Origin of the sequence: Nocardia sp. NPDC046763 (assembly GCF_040645495.1) — a bacterium.
GTDB lineage: Bacteria > Actinomycetota > Actinomycetes > Mycobacteriales > Mycobacteriaceae > Nocardia.
In genome coordinates, this window is record NZ_JBEYYI010000018.1 from 112,575 (window position 1) to 131,065 (window position 18,491).

The 18,491-nt window shown below is 67.1% G+C and carries 16 protein-coding genes; 2 read left to right on the top strand and 14 right to left on the bottom strand.

The window, feature by feature from the left end:
- Positions 1 to 17: 17 nt before the first annotated feature.
- A complete protein-coding gene (gene eccA / locus ABZ909_RS27235; protein ID WP_357004674.1) occupies positions 18 to 1,730 on the bottom strand; it encodes a type VII secretion AAA-ATPase EccA in 1,713 nt (570 codons plus the stop codon).
- A 199-nt stretch (positions 1,731 to 1,929) separates the two neighbouring features.
- Between eccA and ABZ909_RS27240 the strand changes: the two genes are divergently transcribed.
- Positions 1,930 to 2,418: a hypothetical protein gene (locus ABZ909_RS27240; protein ID WP_357004676.1), complete on the top strand. Its 489-nt coding sequence runs from the start codon at positions 1,930 to 1,932 to the stop codon at positions 2,416 to 2,418.
- Between the two features lie 211 nt (positions 2,419 to 2,629).
- Here ABZ909_RS27240 and ABZ909_RS27245 read toward each other — a convergent pair whose 3' ends face one another.
- The 3 genes from ABZ909_RS27245 to ABZ909_RS27255 form a co-directional block, all read right to left on the bottom strand.
- A complete protein-coding gene (locus tag ABZ909_RS27245; RefSeq protein WP_357004678.1) occupies positions 2,630 to 3,175 on the bottom strand; it encodes a hypothetical protein in 546 nt (181 codons plus the stop codon).
- Positions 3,176 to 3,852: 677 nt separating this feature from the next.
- Positions 3,853 to 4,113: a hypothetical protein gene (locus tag ABZ909_RS27250; protein ID WP_357004680.1), complete on the bottom strand. Its 261-nt coding sequence runs from the start codon at positions 4,111 to 4,113 to the stop codon at positions 3,853 to 3,855.
- Between the two features lie 171 nt (positions 4,114 to 4,284).
- Positions 4,285 to 5,208, bottom strand: a complete 924-nt coding sequence (locus ABZ909_RS27255) for a C40 family peptidase (RefSeq protein WP_357004682.1) — start codon at positions 5,206 to 5,208, stop codon at positions 4,285 to 4,287.
- A 200-nt stretch (positions 5,209 to 5,408) separates the two neighbouring features.
- On the opposite strand from ABZ909_RS27255, the gene ABZ909_RS27260 reads away from it, so the two are divergent.
- Positions 5,409 to 6,305, top strand: coding sequence for a hypothetical protein (locus ABZ909_RS27260; RefSeq protein WP_357004683.1), 897 nt, complete (start codon positions 5,409 to 5,411; stop codon positions 6,303 to 6,305).
- 218 nt (positions 6,306 to 6,523) lie between these two features.
- Here ABZ909_RS27260 and ABZ909_RS27265 read toward each other — a convergent pair whose 3' ends face one another.
- From ABZ909_RS27265 to ABZ909_RS27310, 10 genes are all read right to left on the bottom strand, one after another.
- Positions 6,524 to 8,392, bottom strand: a complete 1,869-nt coding sequence (locus tag ABZ909_RS27265) for a type VII secretion target (RefSeq protein ID WP_357004685.1) — start codon at positions 8,390 to 8,392, stop codon at positions 6,524 to 6,526.
- Between the two features lie 128 nt (positions 8,393 to 8,520).
- Complete coding sequence (locus ABZ909_RS27270; protein ID WP_357004687.1) at positions 8,521 to 11,091, bottom strand: hypothetical protein; 2,571 nt, start codon at positions 11,089 to 11,091, stop codon at positions 8,521 to 8,523.
- Complete coding sequence (locus ABZ909_RS27275; protein ID WP_357004689.1) at positions 11,081 to 11,422, bottom strand: hypothetical protein; 342 nt, start codon at positions 11,420 to 11,422, stop codon at positions 11,081 to 11,083. The genes ABZ909_RS27270 and ABZ909_RS27275 overlap by 11 nt, the downstream gene beginning before the upstream one ends.
- Positions 11,423 to 11,438: 16 nt before the next feature.
- Complete coding sequence (locus tag ABZ909_RS27280; protein WP_357004691.1) at positions 11,439 to 11,780, bottom strand: hypothetical protein; 342 nt, start codon at positions 11,778 to 11,780, stop codon at positions 11,439 to 11,441.
- Positions 11,781 to 11,793: 13 nt separating this feature from the next.
- Positions 11,794 to 12,507 carry a hypothetical protein gene (locus ABZ909_RS27285; protein WP_357004692.1) on the bottom strand — a complete coding sequence of 238 codons (714 nt, stop codon included), beginning with the start codon at positions 12,505 to 12,507 and terminating at the stop codon, positions 11,794 to 11,796.
- Positions 12,504 to 12,845, bottom strand: coding sequence for a hypothetical protein (locus tag ABZ909_RS27290; protein WP_357004694.1), 342 nt, complete (start codon positions 12,843 to 12,845; stop codon positions 12,504 to 12,506). The genes ABZ909_RS27285 and ABZ909_RS27290 overlap by 4 nt, the downstream gene beginning before the upstream one ends.
- The gene (locus ABZ909_RS27295; protein ID WP_357004696.1) at positions 12,842 to 14,365 is read right to left on the bottom strand and encodes a hypothetical protein; all 1,524 of its coding nucleotides are present in this window, start codon (positions 14,363 to 14,365) and stop codon (positions 12,842 to 12,844) included. The genes ABZ909_RS27290 and ABZ909_RS27295 overlap by 4 nt, the downstream gene beginning before the upstream one ends.
- Before the next feature lie 25 nt (positions 14,366 to 14,390).
- A complete protein-coding gene (locus ABZ909_RS27300) occupies positions 14,391 to 16,034 on the bottom strand; it encodes a hypothetical protein (RefSeq protein ID WP_357004697.1) in 1,644 nt (547 codons plus the stop codon).
- A gap of 7 nt (positions 16,035 to 16,041) precedes the next feature.
- Complete coding sequence (locus ABZ909_RS27305) at positions 16,042 to 16,566, bottom strand: hypothetical protein (RefSeq protein ID WP_357004699.1); 525 nt, start codon at positions 16,564 to 16,566, stop codon at positions 16,042 to 16,044.
- 159 nt (positions 16,567 to 16,725) lie between these two features.
- Entirely contained in the window at positions 16,726 to 18,477 is a 1,752-nt protein-coding gene (locus tag ABZ909_RS27310; protein ID WP_357004701.1) for an HEXXH motif domain-containing protein, read from the bottom strand.
- Between the last annotated feature and the right edge of the window lie 14 nt (positions 18,478 to 18,491).

The window sequence follows — 18,491 nt, forward strand, 5'->3', positions numbered from 1 at the left end:
TCCTTCCGTGGCGGGCGTCAGACCGTCGCGGTCGGCGCCAATCCTTCGAGGGCCGCGGTGATGTCGTCCACGGAGATGGTCATCAGTTCTTCATCGGACATCCGCGCGACGTCGACGTGCTCGCGGGTGAACCGGTAGTCGCGTTCGGATTCCGCGGATTCGACCACGTTGCGCACGAAACGGCCGTTGCCCGCCAGGTCGATGAGGCTGCGACCGTTGCGCGTCGCCTGCGACAGGTGCTCGCATCGGCGCCGCAGGGCCTCCCGCGCGTCCGGCGCAAGGATCGAATCCTTGTTGTGCGCAATATGATCGGCGATCTGCACCAGTTCGTCGGGGTCATAGCTCGAGAACCGGATGCGTTTGGTGAATCGCGAGGCGAGACCGTCATTGGAGGCCAGGAAGCGGTCGATCTGGTCCTCGTATCCGGCGATGACGACCACGAGCTTGTCGCGGTCGTTCTCCATGCGGGCGAGCAGGGTGTCGACGGCCTCCTTGCCGAAGGCATCGCCGCCGGACAGGCCCTCCTGGATGAGGGTGTACGCCTCATCGACGAACAGCACACCACCGAGCGCGGAATCGATCAGCGCGTTCGTCTTGGGTGCGGTGTGGCCCAGATGTGTGCCGACCATGTCATTGCGGGACGCCTCGATCACCTCGGCATTCTCGACAACTCCCAGACCGGCGAAGATCTTCGCGATGACTCGCGCGACGGTGGTCTTACCGGTGCCGGGCGGGCCGGAGAAGATCAGGTGGTGGGAGCGGGAGTCGACGGTGAGCCCGCGCTCGACGCGGACCTGGTCCATGAGCACACCGGATTTGAGCCGGTCGACCTGCTCCTTGACCGAGTCCATCCCGATCTGCGCCCGCAGCAGATCCGAGGCCTCGGACACCAGCGTCTCGCGCTCGGAACGGGCCGCGGTCGCCGCCAGCTCGGCCGGGTCGTCGCCGGACTTGGGATCCCAGCGATCGGTGCGAGTTTCGATCATCTCGGCACTGGTGATCTGGAGGCGGTAGGCCTTGTCCGCGACGGCTCGCTGCCACTGCGGGCGCTGCGACCACAGTGAGGAACCCTGCAGTCCCTTCAGGATTCGATCGGCCGCATCGTGATCGCCGTTGTGGCGCAACACCATCCCGAGCAGAAAATGCGCGTCGGCCCAGATGAACGACAGGCTCCCGGAGGTGCTGTCCTCCACGATGCGCTGCGCGCGCGGCAGCGCCTCACCGAACCGGCCGAGCTGCGCCAGTGCCTGCGCGGTCATGAGTTCGGCCGCGATGTCGAGCAGTCCGTCCTCGATCAGCGGGTTCGCCGCGCGGGCCGCGATGACGTCGAGCCAGCGCTGGGTTCTGAAGTAGATGGACAGCCTGGTGAACTGCGCGACGCCGTCATGCGGGAGCTGGTCGAGGATGATCATGGCCTCGTCCCATTCGCCACCGTCGGCGTACTGACACGCCTGGGCGATGGCGATCTGATCGCGGTCGGCCATGGCGATCCGCAGGCCGTAGACACCGATCTCGATCTGGCACCACAGAGATCGGTCGGACAGACCCGCACGCTGCTGGTCCCGGTAGAGATTGTGCACGGATCGATAGGCGCCATAGATGACTTCACCGGTGACTTCACCGGCCATGGCCCGCCCCAGCCAAGCATCACATGCGTCGGGGTCGAGGTCGGTTGCCGCCCGGAACGCGGCCAGCGCATGTACGTCGTTGCGTACACCCCCTCCGACCATTCCGAGACTTTGAACTCCGGTGTAGAACGCGTCCTCGGCCGCTGACAACTCGGGCTTTCCTTCCGCCGATCCGGTCTGCTCGAAGGGTAGACACGTCGGCGGCAAGCGACCTTCCCACGAGCGGGAAGAATCTTCGCCACATACGCAGGTTGAATGCCTCAGGCCACCACTCCCTCACCGAATCCGGACGGCGAAAAGCATGGCGATTCCCTCGCAGATCCAGCGCTTTCACGCGACCACGACCGCGCTCTCCTCGATTGCCGGGCCACTGACCACCGAATCGATCGAGTTCGCGTGTTCGGTCCGGCTGCGCGAGGTCAGCTGCTTCACTGCGGGCACGCGAGAGTTCCAGGGCTATCCGCAGGAGGGGCCGTTTTCCATTGTGTCACTGCGGATTCCGCACGGGGATCTCGACAGGGCACCATCGCTGATCCTGACTCCGCGCGCGAGTGTGCGCATCTATCAGTCGGATCTGGAGCAGGGCATCCGATTCTCCCGCGAGTTGATCGAGATCGATCCACGGATGCCGCCCGAGGGCACCGTGTCGTTTCGCGAGCGACGCGGCGACTGGACGCTCGTCCATGAATTCACCGCGCAGTCGAGGCTGCTGCGGAAACTGATCATGCGAGGCGAAGGCCGGACCGGCACGGTCACGCAGTCTCCCACGGTTGGGAACAGCTCGCGCTGAGCGCGACGGAATTATTTGCCATTATCTAACGAGCCGTTATATAGCGGCCAAGACGGTGGAAGGCACGGCTCCCTCATCCCGTGTCTTCGATCGTGTGGTCGGATCCCCGAGCTCCGGATCCGGCCACATCCGGAGTTCGCCTCGACCACACGGCGGCCTCGACTGCGGCCGGCGGCTAGGGACAGCCGCCGACCGCACTCCGGTTCGGCGATTACGCCCCGACCGGCGCCGAGGTCGGCGATCCCTCCCAAAATCGCTGCGCCACAGGCACATCCAACACCGCGACGACCCGTCCCGCGACCATCGGATCACCACCTCCGAGTTGAATCGATCGCTGGCCGAACGCGCCGCTCAACACGTCGGCCCGGGCGCGGACATGCCATCCGAACGGCATCACGTGGACATCGTCGTTACCGCGCGAGAGCTGAGCATTGATATCGGTGAGCAGATCGAGGGCATCGGCGAGATCGGTGAGCAGGTCGGTGTCCTGGGATTCGCGTTCACTCATGGAGGGGGGACGCAGGTAGCCGTCGATGACGATCATCGCGGCGTCGCTATGGGTCGCGATGCGCCGAATCGCTCTCGCCACCGCACTTCCCAGCACCTGATCACCGTGCTCCATCTCGATCGTCGCGACGAGACAGTCGGAGAAACGATAGGTCGACCCGAGCTGGACGGCGCCCAGGCCGACGGCACACGGACTCGGCCTCGTGACGGTGTAATCGAAGCTGCGGCAACGGCTGGTGGTGATCCGCATGAAAGTCGAACTTCCTTCCGAACATTGCCTCATCCCGAACTCGACGTGCGGCAATCCTGCCGGTTTGTCGTCGTGCTGTCCGGTGGGGCCGATTCTCCGAGCCGTCCATCCCGACCTCGTCATCCGACGATGCACACTCACGCGGGGCTCTGCCGCACTGAGCATTCCAGTGAGGGTAGGGGATGGCGCTGGCAAATTCTGCCGCCATTGGTGCCAACTAGGGGACCGTTCACGACACCCGGTGGCGTCCGGCGCTCCAATGGGTTCTGCGCTGGCTGGAGCAACTATTCCACCAACCCAGCTTCCCAAAGATGGGGATTCCCGATCGTCGCCACGCCCTCGCGGACGCTTCAATGGACGCGAGGAGAGAGTGAGCGCGCGGGAATGGGACCGACAACCATAACGCCGACCCTGGTCGCGGTCTATGAGCTCGATGGACGCGACGCGTGGCAGCGGGTGGCCGAGTTCCGGTTGTCGGAAACCAGGACGGTCGAATTGACTGTGACCGAAGACCGCGGATGCCCGTTGGCCCTGCACTGGTACCGGGAAGGGATAGAGACCCCGGCGGTGTTACCTCCCGTCACGATTTCGGATGGCCCCGCGTTCATGCGCGCACTTTTACGCCCCTACCGAATGAACTATTGCCGCCTGGTGGACGAGAGCGCCGCGGAGACACCTCACCACAGCGCGAACGCGTAGAGCGTGAGCACGACAGCGCCGCTGCCGAGCGTCCCGCCGATGGCCTCGATCGCGAGGTAGCGGCCGGAGTACACCCCTTGCAGCCACAGTGCCCAGATCGGGGCGAAGCTCCGCAATACGGTGAACAGCACGGCCAGCAAGAACGCACCGAGCAGGCCGTCGAGTGGCAGGAGCGGATGAATCCACTCGAACCCGATGGTTATCGCATAGATCTCGATCTGGGTACCGAGGAGCTTCATCCCGAGACCTCGGCGACCACCGTCGGAGGGCTTCCCCTCGCTCCCGCTCGGGGTTCCGCGATTCCTCGACACCCAAGGGATCCCGTACAAGATGGCCACTGCGACGGTGTGCACGATTCCCGCGGCAGCGCCCCCCACCACGATCGATACGACCATCATGATCATGCTCGATCACAGCACCCGCACGACGACGGCGTTGCGCGGCATGCGCGACCATTTGACCGTCGAACCCGAGTTGGGTGCTTCGATGACCATGCCGTTGCCGGCGGCCAGCTGCACGTGCTCGGGACCGTGCCTGCCGAACGAGCTGGCCGGAAAGACCAGGTCGCCAGGGCGCACGTCGTGCACGGGAACCCGTGAACCGCTGTAGATCTGCTCGTAGGTGGTGCGCGGCAACACCACCCGGCCGTCGGAGGCCTGCGCGATCGCGTACTGGGTCAGCCCCGAACAGTCGAATCCACCGCTGCTGGGCCCACCGATTCCGCCGCCGCCCCAGACGTACGGTGTGCCGAGCCACCCGGTGGCGGCCCGCACGGCATTGCCGCCCGAGGTCGCGTCCGACAGCACCGTGGGGTGGCGGCGTGACCGGAGGCGAGAGCGGGGGCGCCGCGCCGCGGTTCGCGAAGTCATGATCATCTTCGGCAGCGACGGGGGAGCTATTCGTGCCGCCAGCGCGCGGGCGGCGACGGTGTCCGCGTCGACCTGCTTGGCGGCGTTCGTTATTGCGATCTGCGCCGCGTCGAGTAACGCCGGGCCGCCGAAGCGAGTGTCGCCCACCGCGGCGATCGCTTGTACCCGAGACTGCAGATCGGCGATCTGATTGGTCAGCCGGTTGCGGCCCTCGAGCGTATTGCCACCGGACTCCGTGACGGCCTGCTGGACGATTTCCTCGCGTCTGGCATGGGCGTCGGCGATCAGCAACGGTATCGCGTGGGCGTCGGTGTATCCGACCGACGTAGCTCCCGTGAGTGCGCCCGAGTCGGCGATGGTTTTCGACACAGGAATCGACTGCGCGCCCTCCGGCCGGCCCGACCCGTAGAGGCCGAGTAGCGCACCGAGCACGTCGTGTAGATCTCCGGTGAGAGCGGTCGTCATTCGCACCACCCGTTGTCGCACATCGTTGATCGCCTCCAAGAGCGGCAGTTGCTTTGTGGCTCAGCCAATGTGGAACCCCCTGCATCGCCGGCCGGCTGCGCCTGCGCTTCGACTATGCCCGAAGATCGCCGGTGTGGCTTCCCAGCTGCGGGAACCTCGGACAATGAAGCTCTATCGAGTAGGAGGCGGTCCCGGCAGACATGGCAAATCAGCAGAACCAACCTGTTCGGCCGCCCGGAAACCAGATTCCGGAATTGTCGTGCCCCAGTGGGGCATCGGTGGGGTTGAAGACATTCATCTCGACGGCGGCTGTCGAGATACAGATGGCGGTGGATCTACTCGGCATCGGTACGACCGAACCGCCGCCGACCATCGATTCACCTTCGACCGACGTGATCATCGCCGATTTCGGTGAAGGTGCGACAAGCGCGGATTATCAACAGGTCCTCAAGTTGCTGCAAGATCGCCAGGCGGCGCTGACCCAACTGGACGACACCGTGTTGCAGGTGTCGAATACCGTAGCGGCGGCGAATACTCAAACGTTCGCGACGATCATGCGGAGCGTTGGCCGGCTGGCCGACAACCTGAAAACAGCGTGCGCCACATTTGGTTCACAAACGTTGAAGCCCACGCAGGAAAGCCCCCTCATACTCGAGGTCTCCGATACCGTCGACGCCGTGTACGCGCAGGTCACTCAGGCCGCCGAGCACAACCGGCAGATGGCCGGCGGCGGGCAGGGCGGCGGATCGACCGGTACCGGTTCCAGCGGTGGCTCCCCCACCGCGGCGGGCTCGGGGTCGGGCAGCGGCGACGGAATGATGAGCGGCCTGATGCAGATACTGACAATGCTGCCGATGATGGGCATCTCGATGCTGCCGTCGCTGCTCGAAATGCTGAGACAAAACCAGCAGAACACGAACAACCAGAACGCGGACGCCAAGAACCAGAACGGCCAGCCACCCGCACCGGCGCCCACGCCCCAGCCCGACCCGAACACTCCCGCTGCCACCGCACCCAATCCTGCCGGACCCGCACCCGCGAGCACCGATCCGAACGCGCCCCAGCCGAACAGCCCGCAGGCGAACGTCCCCGCTTGACGAGCACGGCCGGCAGCCGAAACATGCTGTGGCGCGCAGGGTCCGATCCGTCATCGGGATCCCCGTCCCACCTGCGTTGTCGGCCGCCGGGTGCGCATCGCCGGGCTCCGGCGCGGATTCCGCCGGAGTTGCCATTGGCGGGTCAACGACTTGCCGGTCCCTCGATGGCGTGGGATCGTCCACGATCCCACGCCATCGTCTGGTTTACCTCCGGTTGTTCACAGACCGTCCGTCGGTGCGGGCGCTGCCGGTGCATCGGACGGGCCGACGATGGCACCGCGGGGCGGGCCGGTGGGGGTGGGCGAGGTCGTCGCGCCGTCGGTGTGGACGACTGCCCGCTCGGCCGCGGTCCGGACGGGACTGGTCGCAATAGCGAGGTAGCCGGGGTGGGACATGATCTGCTCACTGGCATACAACGCGTCTCGCAGCGTCTGCCGGGTCGGTTCGTCTGCCAGCAGTAGTGCGAGTTCGGTGCAGCGACGCTCGAACACCATGGTGCGCAGTACCTCCGCCTCGTCGTCGATGCGCAGCCTGCCGAGTTCGACCCGCCCGCCGTCGACGCGCCTGGACAGCATGGCGGCGGCCAGCAGGTCGTCGGCGTCGCGGAGGTCTTGCCACAATTGCGCGGGCACCGGGTGCCCGGCCGCGATGGCGTCGAGCACCCGGCCGCGCAGGGTGCGGGCGCTCAGGGCCTCGGGCGGCGTGGCGAGGGCCCGGCCGAGTTCGGCGTGTGCGGCGACCGCCAGCTCTACGCGGCGCCGGCGGATCGCCGAATCGGGCACGGCGGCACTGTCTTCCGAGGCGGTGGCCGATCCGGAGAGGGCGAGTCGGTCGAGGGTGTCGGGCGTCGGGTTGCGCAGGTCGAGGTCGTAGACCGGTGCCACCATGTCCTCGACGGCCACATCGGGGAACGCGCCGCGCAGGCTCGCGTCGATGGGTGCGGAGGAGACGAGCGCCGACAGCACGGTGTCGGACTTCGCCCCCCACGCGAGCGCGAATTCGGCGAGGATCCGGGCGGGGTCGGCGACGCCCTCCCACGGGGATCCGCCGTCGGCGGCGAGCATGTCGTCCCAGGCCCACGGTGTCGACACCTCGCGCGGAAGGTAGATGCCCGCGGGCAGCCAGCCGCGGCCCTCGTTGGAGGTGATGAACACCCGGGTCCCGGCCGGTCCGCGCATGACCGACACCGCCCAGGCCAGTCCGACGGCGGGCGAATCCGCGGCGGCCAGTACCGCCCCCAGCAGGGTGCGGGCCAGGACCAGGTCTTCGTTGGTCGTTTCGTTCACGACGAAGGCGGGCGCGGCGGCCTTGTCCTTGGCCGCGGCGACGGCCGCGGCGAACGGAGTGAGCAGCGGGGCGGATGCCGCGTCGCTGTCGGCCGTCGGAGCGTCGGCGGACTGGTTCGAGGACGGATCGCCCGCCGACGGGAGGACCGGTCCCATAGTGGACGGGTCGGAGGACGCGTCGAACGGGCCGGCGAACGGCGCGCCGGTCACAGTGCTGCCGCCAACGGGTGAGCCGGAGCCAGGCGCGGACGTCTGTTCCATCGATGCGGCGGAGAGGTCGGGCGTGACGGCCAAGGTCGAGGATCCGGGTCCGTGGTCGCCGGCGGGTGCTCCGGAGTGGGAAGGCGCGGCGGGGTGTGAGCCGACCGGGTGCTGTGCATCGACGGGTGCGGTGGGGTGTGCCTCGACCGGGGTGACGGGACCCGAGACAGGCCCGGCCGGGTGGGAGGGGCCGCCCGTCGGGGCGGGGAGATGGGTCGGTGAGCCGTCGCCGGACCCGACGCCTCGGATCGCGTCCGCGCCGTCGCCGCTGACATCTTGCATTTTTTTCGCGGCAGTGCGCAGGTCGTCGGCCAGTTTCTGATGGTGGTCCGCGAGCGCTTGCCCGGCCGCGTAGCGGGCGTTGTAGAAATCGTTCAGGGAATCGTGAACCTTGTGGGCAATGCTGCCGTAGTTGGTGGGGAACGTGCGGAGCCATTCCTTCGGAATCTGCGACCAGGCGGAGATCTCGTCCTTACGCGCTTCGTGGTGTTGCGCGAGCTGCTCCATCGCAGCGAAGTCATAGCTGACGTTGTCTGCCATGCGGTTCTCCTTCCATCACCAACCGGTCGATTGTCGCGGCATCGGGTGCCGGTGAGCTCAGCCGAATTCCCGCCGGTGGGAAGCACGGGCCAACGACGACGGTCACAGTCGTTCCGCCGCCCCGAATATCAGGTCCCGGGCGGTGCGGTGGTCACCCGGCGCCGATCGGGTCCGTCTTCGCCCGCGGTGGGACCCGATCGGTCGAAGAAGGGGTGGTCGGCGAGGTGCGCGTGGACGTAGACCGCGTCTCGCAGGCACGAACGGTCGGGCGCCCGCGCGAGCAGGAGCACCAGCTCGTTGCCGAGCCGTTGAAAAGACAAGGCGCGCAGCGCGGTCAGCTCATCGATCCGATCGTTGCGCAGTCCGCCCAGGGGAATACGAGCGACGTCGACACGCTGCGCCACGACCGTGGCCGCGAGCAGGTCGTCGATATCGCGGAGTTGGGTCCACAGGTCCTCGGGCACCGGTCGGCGACTTCGTATGGCGGTCAGGATGCGATCCCGAAGAGCGCTGGCCCCCATGGGGTCACCGGTCGCGGCCGTCACACTCGCCAGGCGGCCCTGCAGGTCGTGGGCGAGGTCGAGACATCGATCGCCGATCTCGGCCGTGCCGATCCCGGCGACCCGCTCCAGCAGCCGCCGGGAGGCGGTCGTCTCCAGCCGATCGACCAAACCCGGCCCGGGCGCGGACAGGACCAGTTCGGGTGCGGCGCCGACCTGCCCCTCGCACGAAACCTCGCGCAGGTCGGCACGCAACCGCGGGTCGATCGGGGACGAGGAAGCGATCGCCGAGAGTCGCGTGCCCGAGGCCGATCCCCAGGCGAGCCCGAATTCGGCCAGGATGCGCGCGGGATCGGACAAACCCTCCCAGGGGGCTTCGCGCGAGATCTTCCAGGTCCACGGTGTGGAGAGCTCGCGGGGTAGAAAGAGCCCGGACGGGAGCCAGCCACGGCCCTCGTTCGAAGTGAGGAAGACACTGACCCCGGCGGGTTGCCGCATGACCGAGACCGCCCACGCGGGCGCGATCGGCGACAGCTCGACCGCCGCCAGGATGCTGCGCAGCAAGGTCCGCGCGAGTACCAGATCGCCGTCCACCGGCTCCCCGAGCACGAAGCGCGGGCCGGCGGCGGCCGCGATCGCGGTTCCGACGGCATCGCGCACCGATTCCGCCGCGCTGTCATCGGTTTCCTCGGGGGAAGCGGCCGGGGTGTGAGTGCCGCGCGGTTGATTCCGCTGCTCGGTGTGCGGGGCCGGCAGCGTCGAGCCGATACCGCCACCGGCCGAACCGGGCGGACCGGTCTGCGCAGTCGATGCGGTGACCCGGGGTATGGTGCCCGGACCCCGCACATCGGTCGATGACGACGACTGCGCGGCTGGATTCGATTGCGACACAAAGGCTTGTGCACCGGTGGGCGCCGCAGCGGCGGTGGTCTGTGGGAGCGCGGTCTGCGAGAGCAGGGAGAACGCCGGCATGAACGCGCTCACGTCACCGATCGGACCGGCGCCCGGCTCGGCAGTCCCCGCGGGGGCCTGATCGGATGCGGCCGTGCGCGAGTCGGCAGTCCGCGCGGACTCGCGGGCCGGAGTCGATACGCTGCCGGTCGCGGGATCGTCGGTGGCCGTCGATTCGCTGTGGGAGGGATCCGGCCGCACCGGATCCGGTGCGCCGTCGGTTCGCTGATACCCGGGGCTGTTCGACTGTGCCGCAACGGTACTCGGCGCGTTCGGCGACTGGTGGGCACTGACGGCGACGCCGCGCGATGCGGTGACCGCCGGGGAGTGGTCGGTGGAATCGGGCGAGTGGTCGGTGAAACGGTCTGTCGCGTCGCCCGCGAATCCGGTGCCGGTGCCATGGACGGTGTTCGGATAGATCGACGGACTCCGTCCGGTGAACCGGTCGGGACCAAAGGGAGCGATGCTCGGAGTCCTCGTATCCGGCACCGTGCCGAACGGGCCGCCGGGTGACTCCGGCCCTGGCGTGGGTGTGATGCCGGGGGCCGGGGAGCCGATGTCATTCGGCCCAGGGGTTGCCGGTGTCCCTGATCCGAGTCCAGGACCGACCGGAGCTGTCGGAGCGGTCGCCGCGCCGGATCCACGTGAATCGCCCTGGCCGGTGGGCGGGTGTCCCGGTGCTCGGTGGCCGGGACCACCGCCGTCCGCGGTTCCCGTGTGCCCGAGCAGTTCGGCGATCACCGCGAAGCCCGGAATGGTCTGCGGCCCGACCAGGTCCGCGGCCTGCCTCACCAATCCGGCCACCTCGGCACGGGCCTCGCTGAGGATTTCGCCGATCTGTTGATCTCGCTGCCGGTTGTCATCGTCGGAGGTGTCCTCGGAGTGTGCCGGGGGAATCTCGTCGAGCCGCGCCTTCGTTTCGTGGACGATGTTGATGATCTTGTGTTGGGTCCCGTGCACCAGATCCGCGATCTGTCCGAAGGCGTCGGCTGCCGCGTCCAGCGCACCGCTGAGGTCCCGGATTCGGCCCGCTTGGGCGCGCATGGCGTCCTTCGCCGGTTGCAGTCCGGCACTCGCCCGGACCTTTTCGTCGAAATCCCGGCGAGCCTGTTCGAAGCCGGTGCTGTCCAGCGTGGCCGCCGCATCACGGGCGGCCGCGGCCAGTGCGCCCCACTCCCGCGGTCCGTTGTCGGGCCAGTTGTCGCCGACGATCTCTTTCCAGCGCGGATCTTCCGGATCAGGTTCCATACGTCCATCGGATCGGTCGACCGGCCCGGCCGATCGCGGTCGCTCCGGTATCGTCCACGACCCGGTAGACCGGCGCGATCTCCGCTGCCAGGTCGCAGGTGGCGGCCGAATTGGCGCGAAACGCCGACGCGGCTCCTTTCACGGGCGTCAAGACGTGGGCTTGCTTCGCGGCGTCGAGGGCACAGTCCAGCGGGGACACCGGCTTGCGGGGTAGGTCGAAGCCCCGCACCGCGTCGAACACCTGCCCGGCGATGGCCGCGGCTACCGAGGCGAGATGGTGTGCGGCCGCGACGATCTCGTCCGGGTCATCGATGTCGAACGTGTCGACCATGGTGGTTCCCGTCGTCTCAGTGGTGTTGCGTGCCGAATTCGGCCGCTTCCATGGCCCGGTAGGAAGCCTCGGTCGGGAGGTCGAAGGAATCGATGGTATGACCGCGGGTTCCGTTGTGCTCCATCTCGGTGCGCAGACCCAGCCGGGACTTCTGGTGCGCGAGCCGCGCGAGGCGCACCAGTTCGGCGGCGAGCCAGGTCTCGCCGTTGTCGCGGGCGTCGTCGGTGAGATGCAGGCCGATGATCTCGCCGTCGCGGTTGCAGGCGACACCGACGGTGTGATCGGGGTTGAACACCTCGTAGCTGAGGGCGCGCCAGTCCGGTGCGGCGGGGTCGAGGTCGTCGTGATCGTCGCTCATCGATACTCCTGAATTAATGGCCGGCTCGGCCGGATACCAGCGAATCGGGTTCTTCCGCCGGCAGTTCCAGCTCAGCGGTGAGTGCCGCCCAGGTGAGGTCGTTGACGCTCAGCGCGTGCTGCAGCTGCCAGAAGCGGGTGCCGAGATACAGTTCCGCCGATCCGTCGTCGGCCACGTCGAGATGGTCGGGCCCGTCGATGGCGGGGTTGAGGGTCACCGTGGTGACCGGTGGCTGCCCGTCATCGACGGTGAACAGGGTGGCGCCGCCGGGAATGAAGGTGTGCCGGCAGCGCGCCCCCGCCGGGGCGTCCAGTTCGGGGCTGTTGGTGACGATGGTGATCTGCGGACCGAGCAGTAATTGCGCGACCCAGGACCGGGCGGTGGCTTCGGGCCGCTCGGCGTTGATGCCCAGCGCCGCGATGACGGCCAGGTCGAGCACCAGGACCGATTCGGTGGCGGTCACCCCGACCACGATCAGGCGTTTGGATGTCGGGCCGGGGGCCGGCAGGTCGTCGGCGGGCATGGCCACCACGTCGGTGCCGGGTCCGGTGACCGCTGCCGGAAACGCGGTGACGGTCCCGGTGGCGACGTCCACGGTGTAGGCGACGATCGGGCTCATCGCGCGTTCGCCGATGCCGCACAGCCGCGCCAATCCCTCGTCGTGCAGCCAGCGCACGGTATCCGCGACCGTGACGTCGTTCTCGTCGTTCGCGAGCTCGTCGCTCACGAGGCGTGTTCCGGTGTCGCCGAGGCGGGTTCGGAGTCGTGCCACGGATCGGAGTCCATCAGGGCCTGGTACTGCCGTCCGGCGTCGGCGGTGCTCTCGGTGATGGCGGCCATGATCTCGGCGACGAGTTCTTCGCAGTCGAACTGCCCGGTGGTGCCGGGGGCGAGGTAGAGATCGGTCAGGCGGCCCATGGCATCGATCTCGGGCACCACCGCGCCGGTCGGTGACGGGCGGCGGGCGCGAATGGCATCGATCCGCCCGCGGACGTCGGCGATTCGATTGCGCAGATCGCGTGCGGCGTCGAGGGCGGCTTGCACGTCGGGATGGATGTCACTCATACGGAACCTCCGGTCTTCGTGGCCGTCTGATTGGCGGGAGCCGGTGTGGCTGGTGTCGGGGTCGGCGCGATGGTCGGTTTCTCGCCGATCACGGCCTCCACATGCGGGGTGTGATCGACGAACATCTTCTGGTCGGGGTGCCAGGCGACGACCCGGGAGCGTTCGCTGCCACCGGCACCGCCGCCCATGCCCGGTGTCACCGGCATATAGGGCCCCATCGGCGAGGTGCCGACGCCGGCGGCGGACCGGGCGTTCGCCGCCGTGGGCAGCGGCTCGATGACGGCCGTGGGAGTCGCGGAAGAGACGGTGCTGGCCAGCGCGGGCGTGCCCACGACCGGCAGCGGTCCCGGGTCGGTCAACACCGTCGGCACACTCGGTCCACCCGGGTCGCCGCCGGGCAGGCCGGGACCACCGCCGCCGTAGTCGGACAACGTCGGAACGGACGGCAGTGGGGTGTCAGGGTAGGAGGCCGGGACCAGCGACGGTTGGTTGGACAGATTGTTTTGCGACAGTTGGCTGTTCGCGCCGGACATCGCGCCGCTCAGCAGCGCCGGCAGCATCTCGGCCATCATGCTGTTCTGGTTGTTGTTGCCGTTGTTGCCGTTGGACGTGCCGGTTCCGCCCGGGACGGGCTGTCCGCCGCCCGTCGTGGGTTTCGACGGGTCACCGCCGGGGTCACCGGGCTTCGGCGAGGTTCCCGACTTGGCGGTGTACTCCGTGAATGTCTGAACCGACCGCGCGTTGTGCTCGTTGAATTTGGCGAGCGCCTCCGCGACAGCGACGGGGTCCTGCGGCCGCGTTTTCATCGCGGCGAGCAGCTTGTCGCGGGTGTACTGGATCTCCTGGGGCGTGGGATGCCGGTTCTTGGCGGTATCGAACGCGTCGGCGTAATTGTCGAGCGCCGAGGCGTGCCCGTCGAGCGCGTCGCCGAGGTCGCTCAGCTTTTGCTGAACAGTCCCCAGATGGTCCGCGATGGCCGTCCCCACCGGTGTCCAGTCGGCGATCACCGGGAGCAGCGTCTGTAGTTCGTCGAGCGCGGAACTGTAAGGGCCGGAACGATATTGGCGGAGCGAGTCCGCGAGGTCGCGGGTCGGCCCGGTGCCCCGACCCTCGTGCAGTTGCCGGGCGAAGGTGAGTGGATCGACCGGCGGGGCGGAAGGCGGCGTCGGTACGGGTGCCGAGTGCGGGGCATAGGTCGGCGGTGGCTCGATCGGATTCGGGCGTCCCTCTCCCCCACCGCCGCCGATCGACCGCGCGCCGTCTCCATCGGTCTGAGTCAGGTCGGCCATCGCGGCGCCCATCAGATGGGGATGGCGTGCCAGCTCGTTGAAATGCGCGATGGCCTGGTTTCGCGAATCTTGTATTCCCGCATTGATGCCGGTGGTCACGGCGTGCGAGTTCACGTCATGCCCCGCGGGCTGCGCCCAGGCCGAGGGCAGCCCGGCGTACAGGCGGCGATGCAGTGCGTCCAGCGCCTGCGCGGCCCGTAGCTGCGCATCGGGGTCGACGCTCAGGTCCACAGTCGATTCCTCCGGCGGTAGGTGGTCAGATCGTCAGCGCCCCGGTGTTCAGCCCCGCCGACGGGTCGTCGGTGGGTAGACCGGTGGCGGTGGACGAGTCGGAATCGGCGGGCTTCCCGGGCTCGGTAATGCCGCGCGGACGCGCGAAGCCACCGAATCCCTTGAAACTGCCGGTGCTGTCGGACATCTCCTCGGCGTAGGTCTGCACTCGCTTGTCGACGATGACCTCGATCTGATCGTCATCGCCGGCCCCGCCGAGTCGCCGCACGATGGCGGTCTTCGGCGGGTCCTGCCAGACGACGACATCTCCGGTGATCAGCTCGTACGGGTCCTTCGGATCACCGATGTGTTTGTCATCCGACCAACTCGACGAGGTCTTGTCGTAGGCCTGACGCGCGTCGAGCACCGCCGGGTTGTGGAACGCGGCATCGAGCGCCTTCCACACGGTGACACAGACCCGTTGCGACTTCCCATCGGGAAAGATGAACGGCACGCCCCCGTCGGCGTCCGGCGGCGGCATGACCGAGGACGGGGATCCCGGATTGGTGCCGTCCGGTGACACCGACTGCGGAGACAACTGCGCGGTGACCGGCGCGGCGGGGGTGGTCCCCGGTTGCGGAGTCAACGGCGCGGCCGGCAAGGGCTGCTGCGGCGTCCGATACGCGGCGTTCAGAGCCGGGTCGGGACCGAAGCCCTGGTTCATGGAATTCAACATATTCGGGATAGCCGAGAGCATCGCCAACGACCCCAGGTCCGAGAACGGCGATGCGTTGTACCCGGCGTCCTGGGCCGAGCCCGACTGGGTAGGAATATTTTCCGTACCGCCGGTCGAATCACCGATCGGATTCAGTCCGCCATTGCCTGTGGTATCCGACCCATTACCTAGGGTGTTCGAATTTCCATCTTTGCCGGTCGAAGTCGGCGAATTCGAGCCATCGATTTTCCCGGAGTCCGAACCTCCGGGCTGACCCAACCCCAGATCCTTGAGCAGATCCGCTGCACTGTTACCGGCCGAACCGTTCCCCAGCTTCCCGTTCCCCGCGTCGCCCGCAGCACCCAGTAGCGACCTTAGCGAGGCTGTGTCAGTGGCTTCCTGAGTTTTTCCTGCCGCAATTTCAGCAGCCAGAGCGCTCATCCTGTCCGTCAGCGCCTGCGTTCCATTCACGCTTTCCAACAGGTCGCTGTTTGCTTTGTTCATGCGAGTGTCAAAGGTCTGGGTTGCCTCATCGACGAATTTCATAATCCAGGTATTTTCATCCTGTTCCGCAGACTCCGGGCCTTTCCCCGCGTTCGCACTCATCGTATCGATGATAAGGTTTAGCGCCTCTCGTGCATCAGCCGTAATAAATGTCAAGCGGTCCGTAATTGGCGGGATTTGCTTCTCCAGGTCAGTGAGGGATTTCTGGAGACGAGCCAACTTATCCACAAACTCCTGGTATCCCGCCAGTGTCTCACCTGCCATGCCGCCCGCTATCGCTGATGCATCGGAAGTAGAGGGCGTCGGAGGCGTCGGAGGCGGCGTCGTTTTACCGGTACCGAGAGAGTTGTATGCAGGTTTGAACATCGTGTTCGGTAAATCCAGATAATGCTGGACGAGGCCCGGCCACAGAATAACTGGATTCTTCCCGATCACCAAAGCCCTCGGGTCGGGCATATAGATACGGGACATACCAGAATCAGGCACTGGGCACCTGCCCGTTCGGTTGCGACGTACCTGACCAACCGAGGAGTTGCCCATTCAGATCCGTAATATCTACCCTCTGGACACCGCCCGGCTGAACGTACTGAGCCGGTTTCGGAGTGCCATCCGGCTTGGGCTGATGCCCAGACCCAGGGTCGCCATTCTGGTCGTGATGTGATCCGGATAAACTATCGTGGAAACGACTTCCGAACCACGAGGAAAGACCCGCTGCGGCTCCACCTTTCAAAAGGGACCAAGTACCCTTGCCCGCCTTGGCGGTATCCGTTATCTCCGCGACCCCTCTGCCGAGCTTATTACCAAAGCCGACAGATGCTGCGTCAATCGCCGCATTCTCAACGATACCATCGAAACCTTCGTGGTTTTCCCAAGCAACCCCTGCGCCGATCACAGCACCCGCAGCCGGTGCAATCCATGCGAGCTGCGGAATGAACTTCGATGCCATTCCTACAATTCCCAGTACCGGAATTGCCTTCTCTTGGAGCTCGCTCCAGATTCCCATCGTCCCTCACCAGTCACAGATCGACGCAGAAGCATGGTGGCCTGTCACTCCGCTCCGACCGACCACCGCAGTCGTCCGAAAGGCAAGAAGCCCGAGGCTACTGCGCTCATTTTCGGCGATTCCCACCATTGAGAAGTCGGTGCGAACAACCGCCACCGTTCATGCCAGCCAGCGCAGGAGGGCCAGGATGTCGGTGTCCGGGCCCGCGGCGTCGTAAAGGTGGGCCGCGACCTCGGGTCGCAGATCGAGAATCGTGCTGCGCCGGGTGCCGTAGATTTTCGGCACGGTCAATGCCAATCCGGCCCACAGTTGCGGGCGCAGTGGATCGGTATGCAGTTCGCGGGTGTAGAGGGCGAGCGCTTCGCTGCGGTATCCGGCCAGGTAGGCGCTGTCGCCTTCCGGTTGTCCGGGCAGGCGGCCGGGGGTGGCCGCGCGGTCCGTCGTTTTCAGTTGGGCGGCGAGCGGAAGACGCAGGTGGTGTTCGGGGATCGATCGCTGGTCGAGGTAGGTCACGGCAGGGACTTCGGCGCTGGGCGGGCGGCCTGCGGCCCAGCGGGTGGCCAGGTCGGCGATCCAGGCCGGGTCCGGGGCGAGATTGCGGACGCGCCAGAAGGTCCGGTGCGCGGTCATCGCCTCCGTGGCGGCGTGTTTCGCGGCCGGTGGCAGCGTCTCCTCGGCCCACGGGCGCATGGCGTCGGCGAGGGCGTCGGCGAATCGGTGTCCCTGCGCGGTCAGCAGTCCCGAGGTCTGCGCCTGGGCGATGGCCGTACTCACCTGCCGGCGCCACAGTTCGAAGTCGGCGTGGGCCTGCTGGGAGCCGTGGCAGTCCGAATGCCGGTGCATCCGCCAGAAGTCGGTGACGCCGAAGAAGGCGTAGATCCCGTGCAGCAGACCGAGGATCGGGCGCGGGTCGTCACGCCAGGGAGCGTAGAACCGGCAGGTGGGGTCGGCGTCGAACAGCTGCGCCTGGTCGATCAGCAGATTGAATTTGGAGTGCTGGATTTCGTGGATCAGGGTCAGTGCCAGCTGGCAGCCGTCGGCGGGCGCGGTGGTGTAGACGCAGCCGGGGCTCTCTGCCGCGGTGTGACTGGTGCTGGCCACCAGGGGTTTGGCGCTGAGCGGGACGAGGCTGCGCAGGGTCTCGCGCATCGGCGGCACGCAGTTCTCCAGATTGTCGCGCAGCAGTCGCCAGGCGTCGGCGAAGTCGCGCTGCCAGTGCCGGGCCTGTTCGGTGTCCAGCCTCGGCGGCTCGTCCGAGGTCGCCGCCAGCTGCCGGAACGGGTCGAGGTCGTCGAGCCACACCTTCGTTTCGCCGTCGGCCGTGTGTACCCAACGCAGCGGTGACCAATTCGGATGCGATTCGGCTGTCACCGTATCGATTTCGACGCTGCCCGCCGCCGAGGTGAAGGTCAGTGCACCGGTGGCAGACCACCGTAGTTCACAGTGCCCGTGGTAGTCCGGGGATTCGAGCCGAGCCAGCCCGAGCATGGGAAGCATGACCACCCCGCTGCGGACCACCAGCCGCATGGCGCCTTCGAGCCGGCAGCTCAGGCCGGCGGCCGCCGCGAGCCATCCGAGATAACCGCAATCGGCCCATAGCGGAATCTCCGAGTCGCCAGGATCGGCGATACGCGCGAGTGTGTGCGTCAGCCACGGGCCGGTGTGCGGATAACACAGCAGCGCCGCGACCGTTTCCGGGTGTTCGAGTTGCAGTTCCGCAAGCGTTCGGTATGCCACGGGGATTCCGGCTTCGGCGGCCGTCTGCGCGTCGAGGCCGCCGATCAGGGTGCGCAGCAATATCATTCGCAGGTCGAGCATGCCGCCGGTGAGCGCCGCGACGCTGTCCTCGGAGCCGTACCCGGAGCTCAGATCGATGACGATGTCGCCGAGGTCGTGCGCCGTCGCGGGCATGGTGCGTCTCCTGT

What these genes read in the sequence shown, in the direction of transcription:
- eccA (WP_357004674.1), bottom strand. Translation starts at nt 1,730, where the DNA reads ATGGTCGGAGGGGGTGTACGCAACGACGTACATGCGCTGGCCGCGTTC.
- ABZ909_RS27240 (WP_357004676.1), top strand. Translation starts at nt 1,930, where the DNA reads ATGGCGATTCCCTCGCAGATCCAGCGCTTTCACGCGACCACGACCGCG.
- ABZ909_RS27245 (WP_357004678.1), bottom strand. Translation starts at nt 3,175, where the DNA reads ATGCGGATCACCACCAGCCGTTGCCGCAGCTTCGATTACACCGTCACG.
- ABZ909_RS27250 (WP_357004680.1), bottom strand. Translation starts at nt 4,113, where the DNA reads ATGAAGCTCCTCGGTACCCAGATCGAGATCTATGCGATAACCATCGGG.
- ABZ909_RS27255 (WP_357004682.1), bottom strand. Translation starts at nt 5,208, where the DNA reads ATGACGACCGCTCTCACCGGAGATCTACACGACGTGCTCGGTGCGCTA.
- ABZ909_RS27260 (WP_357004683.1), top strand. Translation starts at nt 5,409, where the DNA reads ATGGCAAATCAGCAGAACCAACCTGTTCGGCCGCCCGGAAACCAGATT.
- ABZ909_RS27265 (WP_357004685.1), bottom strand. Translation starts at nt 8,392, where the DNA reads ATGGCAGACAACGTCAGCTATGACTTCGCTGCGATGGAGCAGCTCGCG.
- ABZ909_RS27270 (WP_357004687.1), bottom strand. Translation starts at nt 11,091, where the DNA reads ATGGAACCTGATCCGGAAGATCCGCGCTGGAAAGAGATCGTCGGCGAC.
- ABZ909_RS27275 (WP_357004689.1), bottom strand. Translation starts at nt 11,422, where the DNA reads ATGGTCGACACGTTCGACATCGATGACCCGGACGAGATCGTCGCGGCC.
- ABZ909_RS27280 (WP_357004691.1), bottom strand. Translation starts at nt 11,780, where the DNA reads ATGAGCGACGATCACGACGACCTCGACCCCGCCGCACCGGACTGGCGC.
- ABZ909_RS27290 (WP_357004694.1), bottom strand. Translation starts at nt 12,845, where the DNA reads ATGAGTGACATCCATCCCGACGTGCAAGCCGCCCTCGACGCCGCACGC.
- ABZ909_RS27300 (WP_357004697.1), bottom strand. Translation starts at nt 16,034, where the DNA reads ATGTCCCGTATCTATATGCCCGACCCGAGGGCTTTGGTGATCGGGAAG.
- ABZ909_RS27305 (WP_357004699.1), bottom strand. Translation starts at nt 16,566, where the DNA reads ATGGGAATCTGGAGCGAGCTCCAAGAGAAGGCAATTCCGGTACTGGGA.
- ABZ909_RS27310 (WP_357004701.1), bottom strand. Translation starts at nt 18,477, where the DNA reads ATGCCCGCGACGGCGCACGACCTCGGCGACATCGTCATCGATCTGAGC.